Origin of the sequence: Phenylobacterium sp. (assembly GCF_030693405.1) — a bacterium.
Lineage (GTDB): Bacteria > Pseudomonadota > Alphaproteobacteria > Caulobacterales > Caulobacteraceae > Phenylobacterium.
The window spans coordinates 16,729-39,937 of sequence record NZ_JAUYAW010000045.1; the positions used below are offsets into that span (position 1 = coordinate 16,729).

The 23,209-nt window shown below is 66.4% G+C and carries 27 protein-coding genes and 1 tRNA gene; 5 read left to right on the plus strand and 23 right to left on the minus strand.

What is annotated here, in order from left to right; genetic code table 11:
- Positions 1-41: 41 nt before the first annotated feature.
- A complete protein-coding gene (locus Q8N19_RS09060) occupies positions 42-401 on the minus strand; it encodes a hypothetical protein (protein ID WP_305589895.1) in 360 nt (119 codons plus the stop codon).
- Positions 402-575: 174 nt separating this feature from the next.
- On the opposite strand from Q8N19_RS09060, the gene phaC reads away from it, so the two are divergent.
- The gene (phaC, locus tag Q8N19_RS09065; RefSeq protein WP_305589897.1) at positions 576-2,630 is read left to right on the plus strand and encodes a class I poly(R)-hydroxyalkanoic acid synthase; all 2,055 of its coding nucleotides are present in this window, start codon (positions 576-578) and stop codon (positions 2,628-2,630) included.
- A gap of 43 nt (positions 2,631-2,673) precedes the next feature.
- Here the strand turns inward: phaC and Q8N19_RS09070 are convergent, their stop codons facing one another.
- The 9 genes from Q8N19_RS09070 to Q8N19_RS09110 form a co-directional block, all read right to left on the minus strand.
- Positions 2,674-3,930 carry a serine hydrolase gene (locus Q8N19_RS09070; protein ID WP_305589899.1) on the minus strand — a complete coding sequence of 419 codons (1,257 nt, stop codon included), beginning with the start codon at positions 3,928-3,930 and terminating at the stop codon, positions 2,674-2,676.
- Between the two features lie 81 nt (positions 3,931-4,011).
- The gene (gene msrB, locus Q8N19_RS09075) at positions 4,012-4,509 is read right to left on the minus strand and encodes a peptide-methionine (R)-S-oxide reductase MsrB (protein WP_305589901.1); all 498 of its coding nucleotides are present in this window, start codon (positions 4,507-4,509) and stop codon (positions 4,012-4,014) included.
- Between the two features lie 55 nt (positions 4,510-4,564).
- Positions 4,565-6,148, minus strand: a complete 1,584-nt coding sequence (locus Q8N19_RS09080; RefSeq protein ID WP_305589903.1) for an ATP-binding protein — start codon at positions 6,146-6,148, stop codon at positions 4,565-4,567.
- Between the two features lie 98 nt (positions 6,149-6,246).
- Complete coding sequence (gene argC, locus Q8N19_RS09085) at positions 6,247-7,236, minus strand: N-acetyl-gamma-glutamyl-phosphate reductase (RefSeq protein ID WP_305589905.1); 990 nt, start codon at positions 7,234-7,236, stop codon at positions 6,247-6,249.
- A 90-nt stretch (positions 7,237-7,326) separates the two neighbouring features.
- Positions 7,327-7,797 carry a 30S ribosomal protein S9 gene (gene rpsI, locus Q8N19_RS09090; protein WP_293317302.1) on the minus strand — a complete coding sequence of 157 codons (471 nt, stop codon included), beginning with the start codon at positions 7,795-7,797 and terminating at the stop codon, positions 7,327-7,329.
- 5 nt (positions 7,798-7,802) lie between these two features.
- Positions 7,803-8,276 carry a 50S ribosomal protein L13 gene (rplM, locus tag Q8N19_RS09095; RefSeq protein ID WP_305589906.1) on the minus strand — a complete coding sequence of 158 codons (474 nt, stop codon included), beginning with the start codon at positions 8,274-8,276 and terminating at the stop codon, positions 7,803-7,805.
- 152 nt (positions 8,277-8,428) lie between these two features.
- On the minus strand, positions 8,429-8,857 hold the full coding sequence (locus Q8N19_RS09100) for a BLUF domain-containing protein (RefSeq protein WP_305589908.1): 429 nt from the start codon (positions 8,855-8,857) through the stop codon (positions 8,429-8,431).
- A gap of 10 nt (positions 8,858-8,867) precedes the next feature.
- The gene (gene folE, locus Q8N19_RS09105; protein WP_305589910.1) at positions 8,868-9,581 is read right to left on the minus strand and encodes a GTP cyclohydrolase I; all 714 of its coding nucleotides are present in this window, start codon (positions 9,579-9,581) and stop codon (positions 8,868-8,870) included.
- A 107-nt stretch (positions 9,582-9,688) separates the two neighbouring features.
- A complete protein-coding gene (locus Q8N19_RS09110) occupies positions 9,689-10,345 on the minus strand; it encodes a 2-hydroxychromene-2-carboxylate isomerase (RefSeq protein ID WP_305589912.1) in 657 nt (218 codons plus the stop codon).
- Positions 10,346-10,616: 271 nt separating this feature from the next.
- Between Q8N19_RS09110 and Q8N19_RS09115 the strand changes: the two genes are divergently transcribed.
- A complete protein-coding gene (locus Q8N19_RS09115; protein ID WP_305589914.1) occupies positions 10,617-12,026 on the plus strand; it encodes an alkaline phosphatase PhoX in 1,410 nt (469 codons plus the stop codon).
- Between the two features lie 135 nt (positions 12,027-12,161).
- Here Q8N19_RS09115 and Q8N19_RS09120 read toward each other — a convergent pair whose 3' ends face one another.
- Complete coding sequence (locus Q8N19_RS09120; protein WP_305589916.1) at positions 12,162-13,193, minus strand: COX15/CtaA family protein; 1,032 nt, start codon at positions 13,191-13,193, stop codon at positions 12,162-12,164.
- Between the two features lie 165 nt (positions 13,194-13,358).
- Here Q8N19_RS09120 and Q8N19_RS09125 point away from each other — a divergent pair, with 165 nt between their 5' ends.
- Entirely contained in the window at positions 13,359-13,607 is a 249-nt protein-coding gene (locus Q8N19_RS09125; RefSeq protein ID WP_305589918.1) for a GlsB/YeaQ/YmgE family stress response membrane protein, read from the plus strand.
- 68 nt (positions 13,608-13,675) lie between these two features.
- Positions 13,676-13,873, plus strand: a complete 198-nt coding sequence (locus tag Q8N19_RS09130; protein WP_305589920.1) for a DUF2842 domain-containing protein — start codon at positions 13,676-13,678, stop codon at positions 13,871-13,873.
- Between the two features lie 63 nt (positions 13,874-13,936).
- Here the strand turns inward: Q8N19_RS09130 and Q8N19_RS09135 are convergent.
- From Q8N19_RS09135 to Q8N19_RS09165, 7 genes are all read right to left on the minus strand, one after another.
- Positions 13,937-14,013, minus strand: a tRNA-Pro gene (locus Q8N19_RS09135).
- A 59-nt stretch (positions 14,014-14,072) separates the two neighbouring features.
- Positions 14,073-14,480, minus strand: coding sequence for a MerR family transcriptional regulator (locus tag Q8N19_RS09140; protein ID WP_305589934.1), 408 nt, complete (start codon positions 14,478-14,480; stop codon positions 14,073-14,075).
- A 3-nt stretch (positions 14,481-14,483) separates the two neighbouring features.
- Positions 14,484-14,792, minus strand: a complete 309-nt coding sequence (locus Q8N19_RS09145) for an integration host factor subunit alpha (protein ID WP_293317286.1) — start codon at positions 14,790-14,792, stop codon at positions 14,484-14,486.
- A 90-nt stretch (positions 14,793-14,882) separates the two neighbouring features.
- Positions 14,883-15,863: a beta-ketoacyl-ACP synthase III gene (locus Q8N19_RS09150; protein ID WP_305589937.1), complete on the minus strand. Its 981-nt coding sequence runs from the start codon at positions 15,861-15,863 to the stop codon at positions 14,883-14,885.
- Position 15,864: 1 nt separating this feature from the next.
- Complete coding sequence (plsX, locus tag Q8N19_RS09155; protein WP_305589939.1) at positions 15,865-16,920, minus strand: phosphate acyltransferase PlsX; 1,056 nt, start codon at positions 16,918-16,920, stop codon at positions 15,865-15,867.
- Positions 16,921-16,983: 63 nt separating this feature from the next.
- Positions 16,984-17,448, minus strand: coding sequence for a DUF177 domain-containing protein (locus Q8N19_RS09160; protein ID WP_305589940.1), 465 nt, complete (start codon positions 17,446-17,448; stop codon positions 16,984-16,986).
- Positions 17,449-17,504: 56 nt separating this feature from the next.
- On the minus strand, positions 17,505-18,077 hold the full coding sequence (locus Q8N19_RS09165; protein ID WP_371133821.1) for a ubiquinol-cytochrome C chaperone family protein: 573 nt from the start codon (positions 18,075-18,077) through the stop codon (positions 17,505-17,507).
- 63 nt (positions 18,078-18,140) lie between these two features.
- On the opposite strand from Q8N19_RS09165, the gene Q8N19_RS09170 reads away from it, so the two are divergent.
- Positions 18,141-18,626 (plus strand): outer membrane protein assembly factor BamE, encoded by a 486-nt coding sequence (locus tag Q8N19_RS09170; protein ID WP_305312479.1) that lies wholly within the window; start codon positions 18,141-18,143, stop codon positions 18,624-18,626.
- A 96-nt stretch (positions 18,627-18,722) separates the two neighbouring features.
- On the opposite strand, the gene Q8N19_RS09175 is transcribed toward Q8N19_RS09170, so the two are convergent.
- From Q8N19_RS09175 to Q8N19_RS09195, 5 genes are all read right to left on the minus strand, one after another.
- Positions 18,723-20,849: a sodium-translocating pyrophosphatase gene (locus tag Q8N19_RS09175; protein WP_305589942.1), complete on the minus strand. Its 2,127-nt coding sequence runs from the start codon at positions 20,847-20,849 to the stop codon at positions 18,723-18,725.
- A gap of 182 nt (positions 20,850-21,031) precedes the next feature.
- Complete coding sequence (locus Q8N19_RS09180) at positions 21,032-21,475, minus strand: hypothetical protein (RefSeq protein ID WP_305589943.1); 444 nt, start codon at positions 21,473-21,475, stop codon at positions 21,032-21,034.
- A gap of 41 nt (positions 21,476-21,516) precedes the next feature.
- Positions 21,517-22,485, minus strand: coding sequence for a thiamine-phosphate kinase (thiL, locus tag Q8N19_RS09185; RefSeq protein WP_305589945.1), 969 nt, complete (start codon positions 22,483-22,485; stop codon positions 21,517-21,519).
- Complete coding sequence (gene nusB, locus Q8N19_RS09190; RefSeq protein WP_305589946.1) at positions 22,472-22,942, minus strand: transcription antitermination factor NusB; 471 nt, start codon at positions 22,940-22,942, stop codon at positions 22,472-22,474. Before nusB ends, thiL begins: the two co-directional genes overlap by 14 nt.
- Positions 22,939-23,209, minus strand: a 271-nt coding sequence (locus Q8N19_RS09195; protein WP_305589948.1) for a 6,7-dimethyl-8-ribityllumazine synthase, incomplete at its 5' end; no start/stop codon positions are given. The genes Q8N19_RS09195 and nusB, both read right to left, overlap by 4 nt.

The following is a 23,209-nucleotide window of genomic DNA, read 5'->3' on the forward strand; positions in this document are numbered from 1 at the left end:
GCCAAGCAGGTTCGGGGAACTTTTCGCCTCCGCAGGTCCCCTCAACGGGGCGACGGAGGCGGTGTAGCTCGCTCCCGGGCGTCCCGGGCGAAGGCCTCGGTGTTGGCCGGCGCGCCCGCCACAGGCGGCGGCGCCACCGCCGACCGGGCCTGGGCTGCGAAGGCTTCAGTGTCCCGCAGGACCCAGGTCGAGGGGGCGGTCTCGGCATAGAGCGCCGCCCGCGCCGCCTCGACGTCGGCCACAGCTCCAGCCCAGGCGCGAGGCCCCCGGACCATCTTGGGCGCCTCTGGAATATCGCTGAACTTGGGATAGGCGCGATCAGCCCGAGCCGCCGCCAGGATCGCCGCAGCGGCCGGCGAGTCCGTATCCACAGGCGCGGCCGCAAAGGGGCTTGCGCCCACGCAGCCGCTCACCATCGCCGCCCCGAGGCAGACGACGGCCCCGCGCCGGACAAGGGCGTGTGTGGGGTTTCGAAAAAGAGCTGTTGCGACATTCATTTCCGCCTCGCTCTTATGACATGATGCGGTCCAGCGAAAGGGCTGCAATCGGCCCATCTGCCCGGAGGACAGCCGTCCATGAGCGAAAAGAGCCCGAAGGCCCGCAAGACGGCCGCCAAGTCCGGATCCCAAGAGATAACGCCTGCCAAGGCGCCCCCGCCGAAGGCCACCTCGTCAAAGGCGAAAGCGCCAGCAGCGAGAGCGAAGTCGAACACCGCCAAGACGACACCCGCCGCCACGCAGAAGAAAACCGCAGCGCCGAAGCCGCCACCGCAGCCGGTTGCGCAGGAACAGCCGCGGGCGACCGCCCCGCCGCCGCCCCTCGCTGAGGCGCCTCGAACGGCCGCCGTCGATCTGAGCGCCGACCAGCAGCGCCTGCTGGAGAACCTGTCCACCAACCTCGCCCGCGCGGCCATGACCGCCCAGGGCGCCATCGCCGAGGCGGCGCTGCGCAACGCTGACCGGCCAGCCGCCCTATCCACCGATCCCTTCCATATCGGGCCTGCCCTCACCGAAGTGATGGGCAAGCTCGCCAGCCAGCCTGACCGGCTGGTCCGCGCCCAGGCCGACCTGCTGACGCGCTATATGGATCTTTGGCAGTCTACGGCGCGGCGGATGGCCGGCGAGACCCCCGCCCCCATCGCCAGCCCCGCCAAGGGCGACAAGCGGTTTCTCGATCCCGACTGGTCGGACAATCCTGTCTTCGACGTGATGAAGCAGTCCTATCTGGTCACCGCCGACTGGCTGAACGGTCTGGTCGGCGGGGTCGAGGGCGTCGACCCGATGGCGAGGCGCCGGGTCGAGTTCTTCATGAAACTGCTCACCGACGCCTTCTCCCCCACCAACTTCCTGGCGAGCAACCCCACCGCCCTGCGGGAAATCATGGCCACCGGGGGGGAGAGCCTGGTGCGCGGCATGGAGAACTTCGCCGCCGACCTCGCCCGCGGCGGCGGCCAGTTGTCCATCAGCCAGACCGACTACGAACAGTTCAAGATCGGCGAGAATGTCGCCACGGCGCCTGGCAAGGTAGTGTTCCAGAACGAGCTGCTGCAGCTGCTGCAGTTCGCGCCGTCGACCGACGAAGTGCACGAGATCCCGCTGGTCATCTTCCCGACCTGGATCAACAAGTTCTACATCCTCGACCTGCGGCCCGATAATTCGATGATCCGCTGGCTCACCGACCAGGGGATCACGGTCTTCGTCGTCTCCTGGGTGAATCCAGACCAGAGCCTGGCCACCAAGACCTTCGACGACTACCTGCGCCAGGGCATCTATGAGGCCACTGATGCGGCCATGACCCAGGCCGGGGTCAAGGCGGTGAATACGGTGGGCTATTGCATCGGGGGCACCCTGCTCTCGGCCGCGTTGGCCCACATGGCCGCCAAGGGCGACAAGCGGATCGCCTCGGCGACCTTCTTCGCCGCGCAGCAGGATTTCGCCGAGGCTGGCGACCTGCTGCTGTTTACCGATGAGTCCTGGCTCAAGGATCTGGAGCAGAAGATGGACGCTGAGGGCGGCGTCCTGTCGGGCCAGGCCATGGCCGACACCTTCAATGTGCTGCGGTCCAACGACCTGATCTGGTCGTTCTTCGTGAACAACTATCTGATGGGCAAGGAACCGCGCCCCTTCGACCTGCTGTTCTGGAATTCCGACCAGACCCGCATGCCCAAGGCGCTGCACATGTTCTACCTGCGCAAGTTCTATGGCCAGAACGCCCTGGCCAAGGGCGAGCTGGAGGTCGATGGGATCAAGCTCGACCTCGGCACGGTCAAGACCCCGATCTATGTGCAGTCTTCTCGCGAGGACCACATCGCCCCGGCCGCCTCGGTCTATCGGGGCGCCCGACTGTTCGGCGGGCCGGTGACCTTCACCCTGGCGGGATCGGGCCACATCGCGGGCGTCGTCAATCCGCCCTCGGCCAAGAAGTACCAGCACTGGACCTTCGACCAGCTGCCTGGGAGCCTCGCCGAATGGCAGGCCGGCGCCATAGAGACCCCCGGATCCTGGTGGCCGCACTGGGCCGGGTGGCTCAAGGGTCATTCAGGCGGCATGGTCCCGGCGCGCGATCCAGCCAAGGGTCCGTTCAAGCCGCTTGAAGACGCGCCGGGCAGCTATGTGAAGGTGAAGTCCTGAGGCAGACGGGTCCGTCCCCTGTGAGGAGACGGACCCGAGGTCCTTACCGGGCGCTGAGGGCCTCATAGACCAGCCGGGGCGAGATATCGCGCAGCGGGGGTGTGCCCGCGCCGGGGATGCTGCCGCGCAGGTTCTGGATCATGCCGACAAACACCAGATCGTTGGTGGGATCGATCCAGAACCACGTTCCAAAGGCTCCGCCCCAGTAGAAGGAGTTGAGGCCCTGTGGCGTGCCCGCCGCGGCGGGGTCCATGATCACTGCGAAGTCGAGGCCAAAGCCGGTCCCGGTCTGGCTGGGACCATAAAGATCGACCGTGACGCCATCGGCCAGCACATTGGTGCGCATGAGCTCCACCGTTTCGGGCTTCAGGATGCGCGCACCCTCGAACTCACCGCCATTGGCCAGCATCTGGGCGAAGCGCCAGTAGTCCTCGGCGGTGGAGAACAGACCGCCGCTGCCGGACAGGAAGGTGGGCGGACTGGTGGGCGCAGCCCTGACATCGCCGGCCGGCGCCACCAGGCCGTCAGGGCCGTAGGTGTGGACAGCCGAGACCCGACCCAGCTTGGCGGCGCCCACGTGAAAGCCCGTATCGCCCATCTTCAAAGGGTCAAAGACGCGGCTCTTGAAGAAGACATCCAGGCTCTGGCCCGACAGCTTCTCGACGATGTAGCCCTGGATGTTGACGCTGGGACCGTAACGCCAGTCTGTCCCCGGCTGGACGGCCAGCGGCAGGGCGGCCAGCTTGTCGATCATCGCCTGGAGGTCGGCGTCCTGCAGGCCATCATCCTCATAGCCCGCGCTGACGTCGAAGCCGGCCGTATGGCTCATAAGCTCACGCATGGTCATGGGGTGAGCCTGGGGCTCGGTTCCGCCGTCCGCGGTCGCCACGACGAGATTAGCGAACTCCGGAATGTGCTTGGCGACCGGATCGTCCAGGCTCCACTTGCCCTCTTCCCAGAGGATCATCATGGCCACGCCCGCCACCGGCTTGGTCATGGACGCGATGCGATAGATGGTGTCGCGGGTCGTCGCCTGGCCAGTGGCAACATCCTGGACGCCATAGGCCTCGAAATGAACGACCTTGCCCTGCCGGGCCAGAAGGGTGACCGCGCCGGCCAGCTTCTTCTGATCGACCAGGCTCTGCATCTCCGCCTTCAGGGCCTCAACGCCCGTCGCCGCAAACCCGGCCTGCTCCGGCGCCACAACGGCGACTTCCGCGGCGACCGGTCCCGCCGCGAGTGTGGCCAGGACTGCGGCCGAGGCGGCGGCGGCCAGACGTCGTGCAAGATCGTGTCTCATTCGTCCTCCCTAAGGTGTCGTCTCTTGTTGAGAGACCTCTTAGGGCGCCGCCGGACCGCAGCCTAGAATTTCATGAGCCCGTCAGGCCGGGATGAACTTGAGCGCCACGCCGTTGTTGCAGTAGCGCAGGCCCGTAGGCCGCGGCCCATCCTTGAAGACATGCCCCTGGTGTCCAAGACAGCGGGCGCAGTGATACTCGGTGCGGGGAAAGCCGATCTTGAAGTCCGTCTTTTCGCCGAGCGCGCCTTCAATGGGACGATAGAAGCTGGGCCAGCCCGTACGGCTGTCATACTTCCAGTCGGACTTGAACAGCGGCAACTCACAGCCGGCGCAGGCATAGGTTCCGCGCCGCGTCTCCTTGTCCAATAGGCTCGTGCCGGCCCGTTCGGTCCCTTCGTGGCGCAGGACCTGATAGGCCGCCGGCGACAGGCGCTGTCTCCACTCCGCATCGCTCAGCTTGCGCCAGGGCGAACTGGCGTAGGCGTCGGCGGTCTTGGCCTGGGGAGCGCCGCCGCAGGCGGCGAGCGCGCTGGCGCCGAGCAGGACGGCGCGACGATGAAGTGCCTGGAACAGGGTCATAACCCCGTATACGCGAGCTTCAGGCCCGCAGATGAGTCCAGATCTCAGCCCGCGATCAAGGCGCGAGCACCGCCTCAATCCCTGCGAGCAGACTGGCGGCCGTGATCGGCTTGGCCACATGGATGTTCGCGCCCGCCTCCATCGCCTGGGTCTGATGCTCAATCATGGCGTTGGCGCTGAGCATGACGATGGGCGTGGGGCTCGCGCCCATCTCCGCCTCCATGGCCCGGATGGCCCGGGTGGCGGCGAGACCGTCCATATGGGGCATCTGCATGTCCATCAGCACGATATCGAACCCACCAGCAGCGAAGGCCGCCACGGCCTGGCGTCCATCTTCAACTGTCACCAGTTCGGCGTCCTGGCTGGCCAGGATCAACTGAACGACGCGCTGGTTGGTCGGATGGTCTTCGGCCAGGAGAATTCTTAAGGGGCGTTGGGCGCCCGCAGGGTCAGTCACAGGGGTGCGCGGCGTCTCGCCGGCCAGGGGGGGCTCTGCCCGAGGCAGCGGGATCGACACCACAAACCGACTGCCCCGCCCCGGCTCCGAGGTGGCCGAGATGTCGCCGCCCATCAGATCGGTGAGGGATCGACAGATGGAGAGGCCAAGCCCCGTGCCTCCGAAACGGCGGCTGATGGTCTCGTCGGCCTGGCTGAAGCGGTCAAACAGCCTCGCCGCCGCTTCGGCGCCGAAGCCCACCCCCGTATCCTCCACCACCAGGGTCAGATGATCGCCCGCCGGCCCATCCATGCGGCCGATCCGCAGGGCGATATGGCCGGTCTCGGTGAACTTCACCGCGTTGGACAGCAGATTGGCGACGATCTGCCCAAGCCGTGTTGCGTCGCCCATGAACCGGCCAAGCGCCCCATCGTCCCGCGTGACATGCAGGACCAGCCCCTTTTCCTCGGCCCGCAGACGGGTGGCCTCGATGCAAGGTCGCAGGGCCTCCTCAAGGTCGAAGGCCCGGACTTCGAGGTCCAGCTGGCCCGCCTCAATCTTGGAGACCACGAGAAAGTCGGACACCAGCCGCTCGAGGATCACGCCGGAGTCGCGCACCAGACCCACCATCTCAGCCTGCTCGGGGCTGAGCGGCGTGCGTGACAGGGCGTCGATGATGCCGATCACCCCGTTGAGGGGCGTGCGCACCTCATGGCTCATATTGGCGAGAAAGTCGGTCTTTGCCCGGCTCGCCGCCTCGGCGGCGGCCTTGGCCTCCAGCAGGGCCTGCTCGGCGGCGACCCGATCGGTCACGTCACGGGCCACGCCGTAGATGCGGTCGCCGTGCCGCTGAGCCCGCCACTCCAGGGTGCGGTAGCTTCCATTGCGATGGCGATAGCGATTGATGAAGCCCAGCACCGGATCCCCGGCCTTGCGGTTCTCCACCTCCTCGACGCTGCCCTGTGTGCCCGGCAGATCCTCGGGGTGCACAAAGCGCAGCAGCGGGCGGCCTTCCATCTCGGCCGGGTCGTGTCCCAGGGTGGTCAGCCAGGAGCGGCTGGCCTTGAGCACACGGCCGTCAATGTCCCGGATCACCAGCAGATCATGCGAGACATCGAAAAAGGCCGCTGCATCGAGGGCCGGCGCCTCAGGGCTCAGCCAATGCGTCTCTGAATCCGGTTCGAGGAACGACGCATGTGTCATGAGCGGAGGGAATCCTTAAGCGCCAGACTATGACCCCCTAAGGGATAACGGTGTCTGGTTAAGCACTCATTGTGTCGGCCGTCGAAGCGCCACCTTGGTCAGGCGCGGGTCAGACCCGTCTCCTCCTCGAGACCCAGCATCAGGTTCAGGTTCTGTACGGCGGCGCCTGAGGCGCCCTTGCCAAGGTTGTCTAGCACGGCCACCAGTCGGGCTTGGCCCTTGGCCTCGTCGCCGAACACATAGAGCTTCAGTGAGTTGGTTCCATTCAGCGCCTCGGGGTCCAGAGCCTGGACATAGCCGGCGGCTCCGGCCCGCGCCTGACTAAGGCTTGCCACCTCCAGGTCCGTGGCGACGGTCACGAAGGTTTCGCCGGCATAGGCCTCGGACAAGGCCGCGCTCAGGTCGCTGACCTTCGGCTGCCCCGGCAGCGCCCAAAGGGCGAGCGGAACCTCAACGATCATGCCCTGGGCGTACCGCCCCACGGCTGGGGAGAAGATCGGCGGGTGGGTCAGGCCCGTATAGGCGACCATCTCCGGCAGGTGCTTGTGCGCCAGGGTCAGACCGTAGGGCCGGAGGGCGTCGGCCGAGGGCGCCGGCGCCGGAGCGTCCTCGAACTCGGCGATCAGCCCCTTACCGCCGCCGGAATAGCCTGAAACGCCGTGGACCGAGAGCGCCGCCTCGGCCGGAATGAGCCCCGCCCGGACCAGGGGCGCGACCAGGGCGATGAACCCCGTCGACCAGCAACCGGGATTGGTCACCCGCTTCGAGGCCGCAATCGTCTCGCGCTGGCCCGGGCTCAGTTCCGGAAAGCCGAACGCCCAGCCCGCCGAGGTCCGGTGGGCGGTGGAGGGATCGATGACCCGCACATCGGGATTGGCGATCATCGCCACGGCTTCCCGGGCGCCCTCGTCCGGCAGGCAGAGGATGGCCACATCGACGCTGTTGAGCAGCTCAGCCCGGGCCTCGGCGTCCTTGCGCCGCGCAGGGTCGATCGACACCACCTCCAGGTCGCGCCGGTCGGCCAGACGCTGGCGAATCTGCAGACCTGTGGTGCCAGCCTCGCCGTCGATGAAGATCTTATGGGCCATGGTCGTCTCCCGCTTGGGACGATGGACAAGAAAAAGGGCGCTCCGGTCTCCCGAAGCGCCCCATTTCGCATACGCGGTGTTCGCGCGCGACTAGCGCTTCGAGAACTGGAAGCTGCGGCGGGCCTTGGCCTTGCCGTACTTCTTACGCTCAACGACGCGGGAGTCGCGGGTCAGGAAGCCGTGCGGCTTCAGGACCGGACGCAGGCCCGGCTCGTAATAGGTGAGCGCCTTGGCGATGCCGTGACGGACCGCGCCGGCCTGGCCCGACAGGCCTGAACCCTTGACGGTGACGATGACATCGAACTGGCCCAGACGGTCAGCGATCTCCAGCGGCTGGGCGATCATCATGCGCAGCACGGGGCGCGCAAAATAGATCTCCTGGTCGCGGCCGTTGATGGTGATCTTGCCCTTGCCGGGCTTGATCCACACCCGGGCCACGGCGTTCTTGCGCTTGCCGGTGGCGTAGGAGCGGCCGTACTGGTCGATGACCGGCTCGCGGGGGGCCGATTCAGGATTGGACGAGAGGCTTTGCAGGGCCTCGAAACCTTGGGTCTCGGACATGGGCCTCAGGCGCTCCGCACGTTCTTGGCGTTCATCTCGGCGAACGCGATGGTCTCGGGGTTCTGGGCGGCGTGCGGATGCTCAGCGCTGGTATAGATGCGCAGGTGAGTCATCTGCTTGCGGGCCAGGGGGCTTTCCTTGGGCAGCATCCGCTCCACGGCCTTTTCAAGCACGCGCTCGGGGAACTTGCCGCCGAGGATCTTGTCCGCAGTGCGTTCCTTGATGCCGCCCGGATGGCCGGTGTGCCAGTAGTAGACCTTGTCGGTCAGCTTCTTGCCGGTGAACTTCACCTTGTCGGCGTTGACGACGACGACATAGTCGCCGCAATCGACGTGCGGGGTGTAGTCGGGCCGGTGCTTGCCGCGAAGACGCATGGCGATGAACGAAGCGAGGCGGCCGACCACGGCGTTCTCAGCATCGATCACGATCCACTTCTTCTCGACCTCGGCAGGCTTCAGAGAAGCCGTGGTCTTCATCATGGGGACGATCCGTTAGTTGCGACGGCGGCGTAGCGCCGGCGACGTGAGGCGCGGCATGTACGTGCCGCACGCCACCTTGTCAACACAGATGGCCCGGAAAGCCTTGTAAATCACGGGCCAAACTGACGCGGTATCATATTACCGCAGACGCCTCAGTCCCCGCGATTGACGATGGAGGCCGTCGCCACCAGGTCGTTCAGCAGGGACAGGGTGGCGGCTCCGGAACACTCGAAGGGATCGAATTCCAGACGGCGGAAATACTTCAGCACCAGGGAGGGGTTGAGCTTCTTGATGCTCACCTGGCCCATGGTCCAGTGGCCGAACTGGCGTTCGGAGATTTCCTCATAGGCCAGCATGCGGACGTTCTGGTGGCGTTCGTCGCGGACGATGGCGTTGTAGAGCTCGCACACCTCGTCCCGCCCGCCCTCGATCACCTGGATGAACAGATTGTCGGAGACGCAGAGAAGGCCCGTGATCCCCAGGGCGGGGTTGTTCTTCCGGGACTGGTTCAGGATGCGATCCAGTTCGGCGCCCTGCAGGGCGGCGGAGGGGCGGCTGGCGTAAAGACAACGGACGAGCATGACGCCTTACCTACTTGCTGGACTTGATCAGCGAGAGGAACTCGCTGCGCAGGTTGTGGTCCTTGAGAAACGATCCGCGCATGACGCTGTTGGTCATCTTGGTCTCGGAGTCCTTGACCCCCCGCCAATGCATGCAGAAGTGGTCGGCCTCCATCACCACGGCCAGGCCATCGGGACGGACCTTCTCCATCAGCAGTTCAGCCATCTGGGTGATGGCCTCTTCCTGGATCTGGGGGCGTGACATCACCCATTCGGCCAGGCGGGAATATTTCGACAGGCCGATCAGGTTGGAGTGCTCATTGGGCATCAGGCCGACCCACAGACGGCCCATGATCGGGCAGAAGTGATGGCTGCAGGCGCTGCGCACCGTGATGGGACCCACGATCATCAGCTCATTGAGCGCCGCGGCGTTGGGGAACTCCGTCACCGGCGGCGCCTCGGCATAGCGGCCGCGGAACACCTCGGTGAGGTACATCTTAGCCACCCGGCGGGCGGTGTCCTGGGTGTTGTGGTCGCGCTCGGTATCGATGACCAGACTGTCCAGCACCGAGCGGAACTTGCCCTCGACCTCGTCCAGAAGGCCTTCAAGTTCGCCAGGTTCAAGGAAGGCGGCGATGTTGTCGTTGGCGAAGAAGCGCTTGTTGGAGGACTTCAGCCGCGCCCGGATCTTGGCCGAGACGGGCGTTGGCTCCGGCGGACCGGAGGGCGGTTTGGAATCGCTCATGAACCATCTGTCGAAAGGTGAGGCCCGAGGGGACCAGGCCGACGCCGTACGCCGTCCTGGTCATGACTGTATCAGGTCCAGCCAAGCCGCCTACCTGCTTCTGGCCGTCAATCGGTCCGGCGGGTCAGGCCCTGTTGCTCAAGCCGCCACTTGAACTGGTCAAACCGGTCCTGGCCGAAGAAGGGTTCACTATTGAAGGCGATCATCGGGACCCCATAGTGGCCAGCCTGCCTTTGAGCGACCTGGTTGGCCTCGACCACAGCGTCGAGCCGGTCGGCTTCGGCGTCCACGGCGGCGGCGAGTTCGGCCGGATCCAGTCCTGCCCGCTCGGCCGCTCGGGCCAGATGGTCGCCCTCATGCCAGTTCTCGACCTCACCGCTCCAGATAGTCCGGCTGACCTCGGTCAGATAGGCCAGTCCCCGGCCGCGCTCGGCCGCGGCGACCCCCATCTGGGTCAGGCGATGGATGTGCGGCTGTTCCTTGGGATAGGTCCGGGTGGCCATGTCCATATAGACCGGGTCCGGGCGAGGCCAGGCGAAGGGCAGCCCCAGGAAGGCCGCCTCGCGATGGATATCGGCGAGAAAATAGCTGAACCACAGGGGATCCCGGGTCTCGAAGAACTCCGGGGTGCGCACCGCCAGCGGATAGACTGGACGTATCACGCCCTGGACGTCGAACTCCGCCTCAAGTGCCATCAGCCGCGGGGTGATCATATAGGAATAGGGTGAGCGGAAGGACCAGTAGAGATCGTAGGTCAGGGTCAAGAAGGCCTCCGCTGCGCTGTTCAGGCGATATGCTCGCCCCTATCTATTGACACGATAACTGTCATATCGACTCACTCCAACCCCGATTTGACGCTAGAGCCCGATGCGATCGGACGGAACCGTCCGATCGTTGAATCGGGCTCGACACTGCAAGTCTTGAGCGCGTTTCGTGCCGATAACCGGTTCCCACTTATCGGAACGCGCTCTAGTCATCGCCTCGCCACGGCTTTCGGCTAGAATGGCTTCAAACGCCTTTGAACTCTGGAGCCCCATGTCCCTTCATCGTCGCGCCCTGCTGGGCGCCGCCGCGGCTGGCGCGGCCTTTTCCGGCTATGCCCTGCGCGCCCAGGCCCAGGCCGACTCCGAGAGCTATCTCAACGAGGTCCATGGCTACGGCCCGCTGAAGCCTGACCCGTACAAGATCCTCGACCTGCCTGAGGGCTTTTCCTACCGGGTGATCTCCCACGCCGGCCAGACCATGGATGACGGCTTCTTCGTGCCCTACAAGGCCGACGGTATGGGGGTGGTCCCCTTGGGCGGCTCGCGTATCGCCCTGCTGCGCAATCATGAGCTCAGCCCCCGCGACCTGAACTATGGCCCCCTGGGTCATGGGCGGAAGCTGGCCGACAAGCTGAAGCCCGAACAGGCCTATGACATTGGGCCCGACGGCTATCCCCTGGGGGGCGGTGTCACCACCCTGATCTACGACCTGAAGCGTCAGCAGCTCGAGAGCCAGCATCTCAGCCTGACCGGCACCCTGGTCAACTGCGCCGGGGGCGTGACGCCCTGGGGCTCGTGGCTGACCTGCGAGGAAACCACCCTGTCGCCCAAGGCCGGCCTCGGCAAAGACCATGGCTGGGTCTTCGAGGTGCCGGCCCGGAGCCGTGGTCTCGTTGATCCTGTCCCGCTGAGGGCCATGGGACGCTTCCAGCACGAGGCCGCCGCGGTCGATCCGAACACCGGGATCATCTACGAGACCGAGGACTCCTTCGACTCAAAGGGGCTGTTCTACCGCTTCCTGCCCAATGACCGCCGCGACCTCAGCAAGGGCGGCCGCCTGCAGACCCTCGGCTTCAGGGATGCGCCGGAAGGCGGCGACGCCCGCAACATGAAGGGCTCCGAGCCGACCTGGAAGGTGGGCGATCGCAAGGCCTGCGTCTGGATCGACGTGGACGGCGCCGACAACCCCAATGAAGACCTCCGCTTCCGCATGCAGAAGGCCGGCGCAGCCTTCATCGGTCGCGGGGAAGGCATTTTCTGGAGCCCGGAGGGGGTCTATTTCACCTGCACCTCCAGCGGCCCGGCCGGCCATGGACAGGTCCTGCGCTACATTCCAAGTCCGCAGGAGGGCCAGGCCGGCGAGGCCGACGCGCCTGGCCATCTGGAACTGTTCGTCGAGCCAAGCGACAACCGGGTGATGGACTTCGCCGACAATCTGGCCATCTCGCCCTGGGGGCACATCTTCGCGTGCGAGGACCGCTATTCGGACACCCTGCGCAATCACCTGAAGGGCATCACGCCTGACGGGCGCGTCTACACCATCGCCCGCAATGTGTTCGAGGGGAACGCCGAGCTGGCCGGCGCCTGCTTCTCCCCGGACGGCTCCACCTGCTTCGTGAACATCTACTGGCCGGGCCTGACGGTGGCGATCACTGGGCCCTGGGACAGTTTCCGCGCCTGAGCCGGCGCCGGGCGCAGCGGCCTGGAGCCCTTTCCGATCTGATTGCTTCAATCAGATCGGATTAAAAGGGCTCTAAATCATAAAGTTAGAGCATTTTTTGATCCGATAACCGCGTCACACTTATCGGAAAATGCTCTAGACCCGGCGGATCCGCCAGGCGAAGGCCGTCGCCAAGCCCAGGACCACAGCGGCCAGGAACTGGTGGATCATGCTGAGCCACAGGGGGGCGACCAGCATCAGGGTGGCGATCCCCAGCACCACCTGCAGCAAGGTGGCGTGGGTGGTGGCCATTATCAGGCGCTTGGCGGGCGGGGGCACATAGTTGGTCCGCCGCGCGCTGATCGCCATCCAGATCACCACGATGGTCAGCACGTAGCCCAGCAGGCGGTGGTGCAGCTGCACCGCGCCCTGGCTGTGGGCGATGGTTCCCCAGACCCCCTCGCCTGCGTAATCCCGCGGGAACAGCGTGCCGTTCATCAGCGGCCAGTCGTTATAGACCCGGCCGGCATCATTGCCGGCCACCAGGGCGCCCAGCAGGATCTGCAGGAAGATGAGCCCCATCAGCCCAAGGGCCATCAGGCTCCACGGGCTTGGCAGGGGCTGGCGCGCCTCGCCGCGCCAGGCGTCAAGCGCTGTCCAGATGAGCGCGGAAAACAGGACAAAGGCGAGGCCCAGATGGACCATCAGACGTTCCGGGGCGACCGACACCCGGTCGGCCAGACCACTTGAGACCATCCACCAGCCGATGGCGCCCTGCAGTCCCCCCAGGGCCAGCAGGCCGGCGCAGCGCAGGATCAAACGCTTGGGGATCTGCTTGCGGATCAGGAAATAGGCGAACGGCAGGGCATAGGCCAAGCCCACAAGGCGGCCAAGGAACCGGTGCGCCCACTCCCACCAGTAGATGACCTTGAACTCCTCCAGGGACATGCCCCGGTTGACCAGCTGGTACTGGGGAATCTGCCGGTACTTGTCGAATTCGGCGTCCCAATGGGCGTCGGACATCGGCGGCAGAGCGCCGGTCACCGGCTTCCACTCGGTGATCGACAGGCCGGAGTCCGTTAAGCGGGTGGCCCCACCGACGACCACCATCACTAGAACGAGGGCTGCAACAATGGACAGCCAAATGGCGACCGGCGTCGACCGGTCCGAGCGCAGGAACGAGGTCATTGCGGCGGGATCGCGCCTCTTTGGGGTTTAAGTTGGGCCATGGGCTAAAGCACCGGGGGATATCCGTCCATGCCCCCGTGCCTTGCCAGTGGATTTGGAACTCCCCAAGCTTGACCGCATTCTGAAGAAGCGGCGAGGCGCGCCGCGTATGGGAGAGACGATACGATGAGCGGCGTGGGAATCCTTGGGGCGATCATCATCGGCATCTTCGCCGGCTGGATCGCAGAAAAAGTCATGAAGCGGGACCATGGCCTGTTCACCAATCTGGTGGTCGGCCTGATCGGCGCCCTGATCGGCGGGTTCATCGCCAACGCCATCGACTTCCCCTTCGACGGCTTTATCGGCAGCCTGATCGTCTCCACCATCGGCGCAATCCTGCTCCTGGCCATATTGGGGCTCATCCGGCGCAAGTGACATCGGCCGACGGCGCACCCTATATGGGGGTCGCGCCGTCCCGGCGCCGCCAGTCTCACGAGGATCTGATGAGCGCCCGCCTGCGCAAACTTATCGGCCTGTTTGGTATGGTCGCCTTCGTGACCGCCTATGCCGTGGCCGCGATCGCCATCGGCGAGCGCCTGCCCGACAGCCTCTGGATTCAGACGGTCTATTTCGCGGTGGCCGGTCTGGCCTGGGGCGTCCCGATTCTGCCGCTGATCAGTTGGATGAACCGGGGCCACTGAGCCCCCCAGGCCCTGGCGCTAAGCGCCGCTTGGCCCCCAAATCGACCCCGCCCTTTGGGACGATGGTCGGAGCGGCGGGATTCGAACCCACGACCCCTTGACCCCCAGTCAAGTGCGCTACCAGGCTGCGCTACGCTCCGTCGCCAGCGGCGAGGTCGCGTCTTATAGGCGGGCGCCCGGTCCCGGGCAACCCGCAAAGTCAGCCCAGATCGCGCCTGTCCCCAAGACCCTGATCCAGCCGATCCTTGGCCGCCTCCAGCGTCTCCAGAACCCGCCAGAGCCGGGCCTGGCCATCGTCGCTGAGGGGGGAGGAGTCCATGCTGATGTCAGCGGCCTCGACCTGCGCCATATCCAGCAGGCGGCGAACCCCCTGCTCCTTGTGCAGCTTCTGTACGCCCTTGATGGTGTAGCCCTCGTCGTGCAGCAGACGACGCACGCCCTTCAGCACAGCGAGATCCTGCGGCCGATAGAATCGTCGGCCACCGGCCCGCTTCATGGGGCGGATAAAGGAGAACTTGGTCTCCCAGAATCTCAGGACATGCTGAGGCACGTCCAGCTCCTCAGCCGCTTCCGAGATCGTCCGGAAGGCTTCGGGGCTCTTGGCCACGGTCTAGTCGCCTCCAGCGAGCGCCTTGTCGACCCTCGCCTTCATCACCTGGGAGGCCCGGAAACCGATGACGCGGCGCGGTTCGATAGCCGCCGGCTCGCCGGTCTTGGGATTGCGGCCCATGCGGGCACGCTTGGCGCGGACCTGGAAAACGCCAAAGCCCGACAGCTTGACCTGCTCGCCGGCCTCCAGGGCCTGGATCATCAGTTCAAGGGTGCGTTCCACCAGGGTGGCGCAATCCTGGCGAGACAGTCCAACCTCGTCGTGGACCGCTTCGCAAAGATCAGCCCGCGTCAATGTCGAGCCCTTCATACGCACCCCGCCCCGGACAACCATGAAGCCCCGTCATGCCGTGATTGTCGGGCAAGGTCAAAGGGTTCCCGTCTAGTTTTGAGCCGAGGCTCAGAAGCGCACGACACACGCGCCCCAGGTAAGGCCGCCGCCCATGGCTTCGAGCAGGAGCAGATCACCGCGCTTGATCCGGCCATCGTCGACGGCCACCGACATGGCCAGCGGAATCGAGGCCGCCGAGGTATTGGCGTGCTCGGCCACGGTGGTGATGACTTTCGATTCCTCGATGCCCAACCGGCGGGCCACGCCCTCCAGGATTCGCATATTGGCCTGGTGGGGCACGAACCAGTCCACCTCAGCCACCTCGACGCCGGCGTCGGCCGCAGCCGCCGTGACCGCCTCGGAGATGTTCACGACCGCGTGCCGGAAGACCTGATTGCCCTGCATCCGCAGCTTCCCGACCTCGCCGTTGGTCGACGGGCCGCCATCCACATAGAGCAGGTCCTGCTTGGTCCCGTCGGCCCGCAGGGCGAAGCCCAGCAGGCCCCGGTCAGCGGTGGTCCCCTGCCCGTCCACCGGCTCGACGACCACGGCGCCGGCGCCATCGCCGAACAGGACGCAGGTGCCACGGTCCGTCCAGTCCATCAGGCGGGTCATCATTTCGGCCCCAATCACCAGGGCGCACCGACTGCGGCCGCCCGCGACGAAGCCGTCAGCCACGGACAGGGCGTAGACGAAGCCCGAGCAGACGGCCTGGATATCGAAGGCGATCCCCACCGGGCAGCCCAGCTTGCGCTGCACGATGGCCGCCGTGGCCGGGAAGGTCAGGTCAGGCGTGGTGGTGGCGACGATGATCAGATCGACCTCGTCCACGGTCCGCCCGGCGGCGGCCAGGGCCCGGCGCGCAGCTTCCACGGCGAGGTCGGATACGGCCTGGTCGGGACCCGCCCGACGGCGCATCTGGATGCCGGTCCGCTCGCGAATCCACTCATCGCTGGTGTCCACGAACTTGGCGAGATCATCATTGGTGACGATCTCGTCGGGGAGATAGCCCCCCACGCCGGTCACGGCGCTGCGACGCACGGAACTCAACTCACTCGCCTCCCTGGCCCGCCGCGGCGGTCATCGGTTGGGCGCCGAGGCCCAGCCTGGTCATGCTGCGGGTGATCTCCGCGGCGAAGTCGCTCCGCGCAAGATCGGCCGCCACCTGGATGGCGTCGGCGAAGTCTCGAATCTCGGCGCCGCCATGGCTCTTCACCACCACCCCATTGAGGCCAAGCAAGGGCGCCGCGGCCGGCGGGTTCAGTCTCTCGCGGAAAGCCAGCAGGGCCTTGCGGGCCAGGAGCGCGCCCAGCTTCGAGGGCAAGGATGAGGTCAGCGCCGCACGAAGCTCGCCCGAGATGAACTTCGCGACGCCTTCGGCGGTTTTCAGCGCCACATTGCCGGTGAACCCGTCAGTGACCACCACATCCACCACGCCGCGGGTGAGATCATCGCCCTCGACGAAGCCGTAATAGTTCAAGCCCGCTGCGCCCTCGCGCAGCATGCGATGGGCCTCCCGGACTTCCTCGTGGCCCTTGATGTCCTCGGAGCCGACGTTCAGCAGGCCGATGGTCGGACGTTCGATCCCATGGGCCGCCCGGTGGAAGGCCTCCCCGAGAATGGCGAACTCGACCAGTCGGGCGGCGTCGCAGTCCACATTGGCGCCCACATCCAGGACGGTGGTGAAGCCTCGGACGGTGGGCCAGCTGGCGGTGAGACAAGGGCGGTCAAGATCGGCGCTCATGCGCAGGATCAGCTTGGAGATGGCCATAAGCGCGCCGGTGTTGCCAGCCGAGACGGCGCCCCCGGCCTCCCCCAGCTTCACGGCCTCTACCGCGTTCCACATGCTGGAGCCCTTGCCCCGACGAAGCGCCGTAGCGGGCTTCTCGTCGCTGGCCACCACCTTGTCGGTGTGACGGACCTCGACGCGACCGGCAAGATCCGGCAGTCGGGCGAGTTCGCCTTCAATGAGGGCGGCGTCCCCATGGGCGAGGAACCGCACATCAGGACCAAGGCGCCCCACGGCCCGCGACAGGGCGGGAATCGTCACCGCCGGGCCGTGATCGCCGCCCATGGCGTCGACTGAAATGGTGAAAACCTGGCTCACGGCGTGATTTCAGCCCCAATTCGCCGCCCGAAGCGGGCCGCTCTGGCGGCCTCCGGCGGGCGCTCACCCATTATCGTCTTTCAACCGCTTAAGCACGGCGAAGGGCGAGTCGTCATCCTGCGGCGGCGCGTACTCGAAGGTTTCGCCGGGCTGGCGGGGGAAGGGATCGATCTCCACAGCCAGATGCTCGACCACATAGGCGGCCAGATCGATCACGTCGCCGTCCAGGATTTCGGGAGGATCGGGGGCCTCGGGGTCCAACTCGATCTCGACCTCCGGGTCGGGGGCGTTGGGGCTCCCGGCCGGGACCAGCCGAACCTCAAGCGGCCCTTCGACCACCTGATCGAAAATCTCCAGGGAAATGCCCGACTCCTGCTCGACCAGGGCTTTGAAGCGGCCCCCGATCTCCGCCCCGTCCAGCCACGGTCGGATCCGCGCCTCGGCCGTCAGCGACTTGATGGCCCGCAGGCCGAGATGCTTCGCCAGGGCCGCGCGCGTGGCCTCATCAGCCTCGAGAGGGACGACCACGGGACCTCGCGAGAGGTCTGACATCCGGAATCTATGCGACCAGATGGGAGACTCGCTCATGGCGCGGTCCAGACGACATCGCCGGCCAGGATGGCGTCCAGGGGCTGGGCGGCCAGGGCCTGCCGTTGGCGCAGCACATAGGTCACGAGCGCTTCAGGCTGGGCGTCAGCGGCCTCGGCATAGACCGTCCGGGCGATGAGGCCCGCCAGGGAGGCCTCATCCGGCAGAGCGGCCAGGGCCGCTTCATAGGATTTCACCCGGCCATAAAAGGCCTCGCCCAGCTTGCGCATCTTCTTGCCCACCGAAAGATCGCCGACCCCCATCTCCCGGAGGGCGTCATCGAGCGCCGAGACATAGGCGTCGAACAGGGCCTGGGCGACCACGCCAGCCGCGGCCCCCTGCCGCTTCAGGCGATCAAGCAGCAGCACCACATGCAGAGAGTAGAGCTCGAAGCGCCCCTCCACCGTGTCGGGGACTGCAAGCTGGCTGTAGAAGTCCGTCCGCCGGGCCTGGGCGACCAGCCCGGCATAGAGTTTCTGCCCCGCGATCTTCGCGGGCTTGGGACGAAAGAGACGCTCCAGGATCATCTTGGCCTCGATTTCGCCGCCACAGGGCGTTAACGGCGGCATTGAACTAAGGCCCCGCGGGCGATAGGTCAAAGTCTTGAAATCTTGAACAGGTCCGGTTCCCTCATGTTTCGCCGTGTCGCCTTCGCCGTCTTCTCGGCCGGACTGCTCGCCACCAGCGCCTGCGCCCCCATCACCAGCTATTCCGGCTTCCAGGCCATCGACGCCAGTCCGAAGGACGTGAAGGTCGGCGAGGACACCAAGTCCACTGTGCGCGGCCGCCTCGGATCGCCCTCGACCACCTCGACCTTCGAGGACGACATCTGGTTCTACATCGCCCAGGTGAAGGAGCAGGTGGCCTTCCGCAAACCTCGGGTCGTCAACCGCGAGGTGGTGGCGATCCGCTTCAATGGCGACAGCGAGGTCGTAGAGGCGGTGGATCATTACACCCTCGAGGACGGCAAGGTCGTCGCCTTCAACGACCGCGAGACCCCCACCCGCGGCCGCGAGCTGACCATCCTCGAGCAGCTGCTGGGCAATGTGGGACGCGGCGGCATGCTGCCGCGGGACGACGAATCAGTGCCGGGCAATCGTCCGGGCGACCGTCGCTAGGACCGCAGGCCCGCCCCGCCCGCCAGGCCGCCAGACAGAAAAACGCCCCGGAGATCACTCTCCGGGGCGTTTCTCGTTCAGAGGTGACGCGGGGCGTTAGCCACCGACCCCATGGGCCAGGATCGCCAGCAGCAGCAGGGCCACGATGTTGGTGATCTTGATCATCGGATTCACGGCCGGGCCGGCCGTGTCCTTGTAGGGGTCGCCGACGGTGTCGCCGGTGACGGCGGCCTTGTGAGCCTCCGACCCCTTGCCGCCGTGGTGGCCCTCTTCGATCAGCTTCTTGGCGTTATCCCAGGCGCCACCGCCGGAGGTCATCGAGATGGCCACGAACAGGCCGGTGACGATGACGCCCATGAGCATGGCGCCGAGGGCGGAGAAGGCGTCGGCCTTGCCGGCGATGGCCATGATCACGAAGAACAGCACCACGGGCGAGACGACCGGCAGAAGGCTCGGGACGATCATCTCGCGGATGGCCGCCTTGGTCAGGATGTCCACGGCCCGACCGTACTCCGGCTTGACCTCGCCGGTCATGATGCCGGGGTTTTCCTTGAACTGCCGACGAACCTCGACCACCACGGCCTCGGCCGCCCGGCCCACGGCAGTCATGGACATGCCGCCGAACAGGAAGGGCAGCAGCCCCCCGAACAGCAGGCCCACCACCACATAGGGGTTGGACAGGTCGAAGGCGACGGCGCCCATGCCTTCAAAGAAGGAGCCGGGCTCGGCGGTGGAGGCGAAGAACTTCAGGTCTTCGGTATAGGCGCCAAACAGCACGAGCGCGCCCAGGCCGGCCGAACCGATGGCGTAGCCCTTGGTCACGGCCTTGGTCGTGTTGCCGACCGCATCGAGGGCGTCGGTGGAGACGCGGACGTCAGCGGGCAGGCCCGCCATCTCGGCGATGCCGCCGGCGTTGTCCGTCACCGGACCGAAGGCGTCCAGCGCGACAATGAAGCCGGCGAGCGACAACATGGCGGTGGTGGCGATGGCGATGCCGAACAGGCCCGCCAGGCCATTGGCCACAATGATGCCGCCGATGATGACCAGGGCCGGAAGCGCCGTGGACTCCAGGCTGACAGCCAGCCCCTGGATCACGTTGGTGCCGTGGCCAGAGACGCTGGCCTTGGCCACCGACTTCACCGGGCGGAAGGCCGTGCTGGTGTAGTACTCGGTGATGACGACGATGGCCGCGGTGACCGCGAGGCCGACGACGCCGCAATAGAACAGCGACAGGCCATCAAAGCTGCGGGTCCCCAGGGTGACCATGTCAGGCACCATGCGGGTGGTGACCCACCAGATGGCGCCGACCGACAGCACGCCGGTGACGATCAGGCCGCGGTAGAGGGCGCCCATGATGTTGCGAGACTTGCCCAGGCGGACGAAGAAGGTGCCGATGATCGAGGTGATGATGCAGACGCCGCAGATGGCCAGGGGCAGCATCATCATGGTCTCAACCAGGGGCGTGCCCCGGAAGAAGATGGCCGCCAGCACCATGGTGGCGACGGTGGTCACCGCATAGGTCTCGAACAGGTCGGCGGCCATGCCGGCGCAGTCGCCGACATTGTCGCCCACATTGTCGGCGATGGTGGCGGCGTTGCGCGGGTCATCCTCGGGAATGCCGGCCTCCACCTTGCCCACCATGTCGCCGCCCACGTCGGCGCCCTTGGTGAAGATGCCTCCGCCAAGACGGGCGAAGATGGAGATCAGCGAGGCGCCGAAGCCCAGAGCCACCAGGGAGTCGACCACTTCACGGCTGGTCAGTGCAAAGCCCAGCGGGCCGGTCAGCACGAAGAAGTAGCCGGCCACGCCCACCAGGGCGAAACCCGCCACCAGCATGCCGGTGACCGCGCCAGAGCGGAACGCCAGAGAGAGCCCTTTCTCGAGACTTTCAGACGCGGCCTGGGCCGTGCGGACATTGGCCCGCACAGAGATCCACATGCCGGCGAAGCCCGCGGCGCCGGACAGCACCGCGCCGATCAGGAACCCGATCGCCGGCAGAACGCCCAAGAGGACGCCGACGCCGATCAGGATCACCACGCCCACCATGGCGATGGTGGTGTACTGGCGACGCAGATAGGCCTGGGCGCCCTCCTGGATCGCGGCGGCGATCTCCTGCATGCGTGGGTTTCCAGGGGAGGCCCGCATCAGGGATGCGGACTGGACGACGCCGTACAGCACCGCCAGCAAGCCGGCGGCAATCACCAGCATAAGCTCGAGACTCATAGTTCAGACGCCCCTATTCAATGGCGCGACACGACGCTTCACCGCCGGGAGGCGGGAAGGACAGGCCGCAACGTTTCCTCTGGGTTGAGACGCCGTCATTGCGGCGCCTCTTATTTTTTTATCGCGCGGCGACTGTGCCAAGGTTGCGATAGGGGCGCAACGGGTTGTGCAGAAGCGCGGACTCAGCCCGGCGGAGCGCCTGGATGCTTGGGCAGTCCGCTCTGTCGTTTAGCCGTCTGGGACGTCACCGCCACGCTCTGGATGTCCTTGCCCCCGAGGCGCACGGCTTCCTTCAGCATCACGGCCTTCAACCGATCAACATCGATGGTCGTGAAGTTGGTCTTGCCGGTGAATGGGGTCCGATGCGCGGCGCGGACCAGCGCATCCCGAAAGAACGGTTCCCGTTCCCGCAGCTTCTGCACATTGGCCATGGCGGTGAGGTTCAGGCGAACGCCGACAAAGATGTAGTTCACCACCCTGTCGCCCATGGTCACCGGCAGGGCGACCGGCGAGATATCGATATACTGAGCTGCGCCAGCCTTGTCGGCGGCCTTGCCTCCGGCCGCCACGGCGGGACCGGCCGCCAGCACGAAGGGGAGAAGGGCGAGCAGGCTTCGACGATGCATGGATCGAGCCTAATCCAGACAGGGTTGCCGTAGTCTTACGATCAGCGGTGGGTCCAACCGGCGGCCGCGACGGTCACGGGCGCGCCGCCAAAGGTCACGTCGACACCCGCCCCGGCCTCGACCTCTCCAATGACCGACAGGCCAAGCGCCGCCGCCGCCGCGGGCGGCGCCGTGACCACCAGTTCGTAGTCGTCGCCAAAGCTGGCCAGGCGGCCCCGCGCCAGGCCCTGGTCGGGCTGGCCCGCCAGCCACCCTGCGGCGGCGGGCGACACCGGCGCCCGCGCCAGATCCAGCCGCAGAGCGACGCCGCTTGCCGTGGCGATGTGACCAGCGTCGGCGATCAGGCCGTCAGACACATCCGCACAGGCCGAGGCCCAACGCCCCAGACTCTCCCGCAGGTCCAGCCGCGGGGTCGGCAGCCGGTAACGGCCGGCCAGATAGCCGCCGACGTCCGCCAATCGCCCTTCCACAGCGGCGAGCCCCAGGCCTCCGTCGCCGATCGGGCCGCTGACCATGACCAGATCTCCGGGTCGGGCGCCAGACCGAAGCACCGCGCGACCCTCGGGGACCCATCCCAGCAAGGTCATGCTCACGCTCAGGGGACCGGAGGTGGACACCGTGTCGCCCCCCAGCAGGGAGACGTCAAAGGCCGCCCCGTCGACCTGCAGCCCGTGGGCGAAGGCTTCGCGCGTCGCGAAGTCGGTCTCCGGCGGCCAGGCGACGGCGAGAAAATAGCCGAAGGGCTTGGCCCCCTTGGCTGCGAGATCTGACAGATTGGTCCGGAGCAGCTTGCGCGCCACAAGGTCGCGGGCCTCACCCCACGGGAAATGCACGCCTTCCACAAGGGCGTCCTTGGTGACAACCAGATCATAACCGGGCCGCGACGGGATCACCGCCGCATCGTCGAGAAGTCCCAGCGCTTCTGGCGCCCCCCGCGTCAGTGGCCGGTAGAGCCGGGCGATCTGCTCGAATTCCCCCGGCGGATGGCCGGTCTCATCAGGTCCGGACATCCTGGGCCACGCCGTCCAGGGCGCCGTTCACGAAGCCGGGCTCGGGTCCTTCGAAGAAGGACTTGGCCAGCTCGACATACTCATCGATCACCACCTCGGTGGGCACGTCGGGCCGCTCGGACAGCTCATAGGCGCCCGATCGCAGTATGGCGCGCACCGTCGCGTCAAGACGTTCGAGACGCCAACCCGTGGCCAGGCGTCGGACTACGGCGCGATCCACCTGCGCCTGGTGGGTGACCACGCCGCGCAGGAGCTCGGCGAAGAAGGTCTCATCGGCGCCGGTCAAGGCGAAGCCCTCAACGTCGCGCTCGAACCTATGGTCGGAGAACTCACGGATCACCGCCTCAACGCCGGCCCCCGAGACTTCCATCTGGTAAAGCGCCTGGACAACGGCGAGACGGGCGACAGAGCGGGCCTGGCGGGGCGGCTGCGGCGGCGTGGGCAGGTCGTCGCTCATTGATCATGCCCGGAAAGCCGCGCCTTCAGGCTGATCATCTCCAGACAGGCGCGCGCCGCCCCGCCGCCCTTGTCGGCCTGGCTCGCCCGGGCGCGGGCCCAGGCCTGAGCCTCTTCATCGACGGTCAGGATGCCGTTTCCGATGCAGAGCTTGCGGCTAATCGTCAAATCCATGAGGCCGCGGGCAGACTCATTGGACACGACCTCGAAGTGGTAGGTCTCCCCGCGAATCACGCAGCCCAGAGCCACATAGCCGTCATAGGCCACG

Bases quoted from the DNA above. Each gene is read 5' to 3' on its own strand.
- phaC (WP_305589897.1), top strand. From the start codon at position 576: ATGAGCGAAAAGAGCCCGAAGGCCCGCAAGACGGCCGCCAAGTCCGGA.
- Q8N19_RS09070 (WP_305589899.1), bottom strand. From the start codon at position 3,930: ATGAGACACGATCTTGCACGACGTCTGGCCGCCGCCGCCTCGGCCGCA.
- msrB (WP_305589901.1), bottom strand. From the start codon at position 4,509: ATGACCCTGTTCCAGGCACTTCATCGTCGCGCCGTCCTGCTCGGCGCC.
- Q8N19_RS09080 (WP_305589903.1), bottom strand. From the start codon at position 6,148: ATGACACATGCGTCGTTCCTCGAACCGGATTCAGAGACGCATTGGCTG.
- argC (WP_305589905.1), bottom strand. From the start codon at position 7,236: ATGGCCCATAAGATCTTCATCGACGGCGAGGCTGGCACCACAGGTCTG.
- rpsI (WP_293317302.1), bottom strand. From the start codon at position 7,797: ATGTCCGAGACCCAAGGTTTCGAGGCCCTGCAAAGCCTCTCGTCCAAT.
- rplM (WP_305589906.1), bottom strand. From the start codon at position 8,276: ATGATGAAGACCACGGCTTCTCTGAAGCCTGCCGAGGTCGAGAAGAAG.
- Q8N19_RS09100 (WP_305589908.1), bottom strand. From the start codon at position 8,857: ATGCTCGTCCGTTGTCTTTACGCCAGCCGCCCCTCCGCCGCCCTGCAG.
- folE (WP_305589910.1), bottom strand. From the start codon at position 9,581: ATGAGCGATTCCAAACCGCCCTCCGGTCCGCCGGAGCCAACGCCCGTC.
- Q8N19_RS09115 (WP_305589914.1), top strand. From the start codon at position 10,617: ATGTCCCTTCATCGTCGCGCCCTGCTGGGCGCCGCCGCGGCTGGCGCG.
- Q8N19_RS09120 (WP_305589916.1), bottom strand. From the start codon at position 13,193: ATGACCTCGTTCCTGCGCTCGGACCGGTCGACGCCGGTCGCCATTTGG.
- Q8N19_RS09125 (WP_305589918.1), top strand. From the start codon at position 13,359: ATGAGCGGCGTGGGAATCCTTGGGGCGATCATCATCGGCATCTTCGCC.
- Q8N19_RS09130 (WP_305589920.1), top strand. From the start codon at position 13,676: ATGAGCGCCCGCCTGCGCAAACTTATCGGCCTGTTTGGTATGGTCGCC.
- Q8N19_RS09145 (WP_293317286.1), bottom strand. From the start codon at position 14,792: ATGAAGGGCTCGACATTGACGCGGGCTGATCTTTGCGAAGCGGTCCAC.
- Q8N19_RS09165 (WP_371133821.1), bottom strand. From the start codon at position 18,077: ATGCCGCCGTTAACGCCCTGTGGCGGCGAAATCGAGGCCAAGATGATC.
- Q8N19_RS09170 (WP_305312479.1), top strand. From the start codon at position 18,141: ATGTTTCGCCGTGTCGCCTTCGCCGTCTTCTCGGCCGGACTGCTCGCC.
- Q8N19_RS09175 (WP_305589942.1), bottom strand. From the start codon at position 20,849: ATGAGTCTCGAGCTTATGCTGGTGATTGCCGCCGGCTTGCTGGCGGTG.
- Q8N19_RS09180 (WP_305589943.1), bottom strand. From the start codon at position 21,475: ATGCATCGTCGAAGCCTGCTCGCCCTTCTCCCCTTCGTGCTGGCGGCC.
- thiL (WP_305589945.1), bottom strand. From the start codon at position 22,485: ATGTCCGGACCTGATGAGACCGGCCATCCGCCGGGGGAATTCGAGCAG.
- nusB (WP_305589946.1), bottom strand. From the start codon at position 22,942: ATGAGCGACGACCTGCCCACGCCGCCGCAGCCGCCCCGCCAGGCCCGC.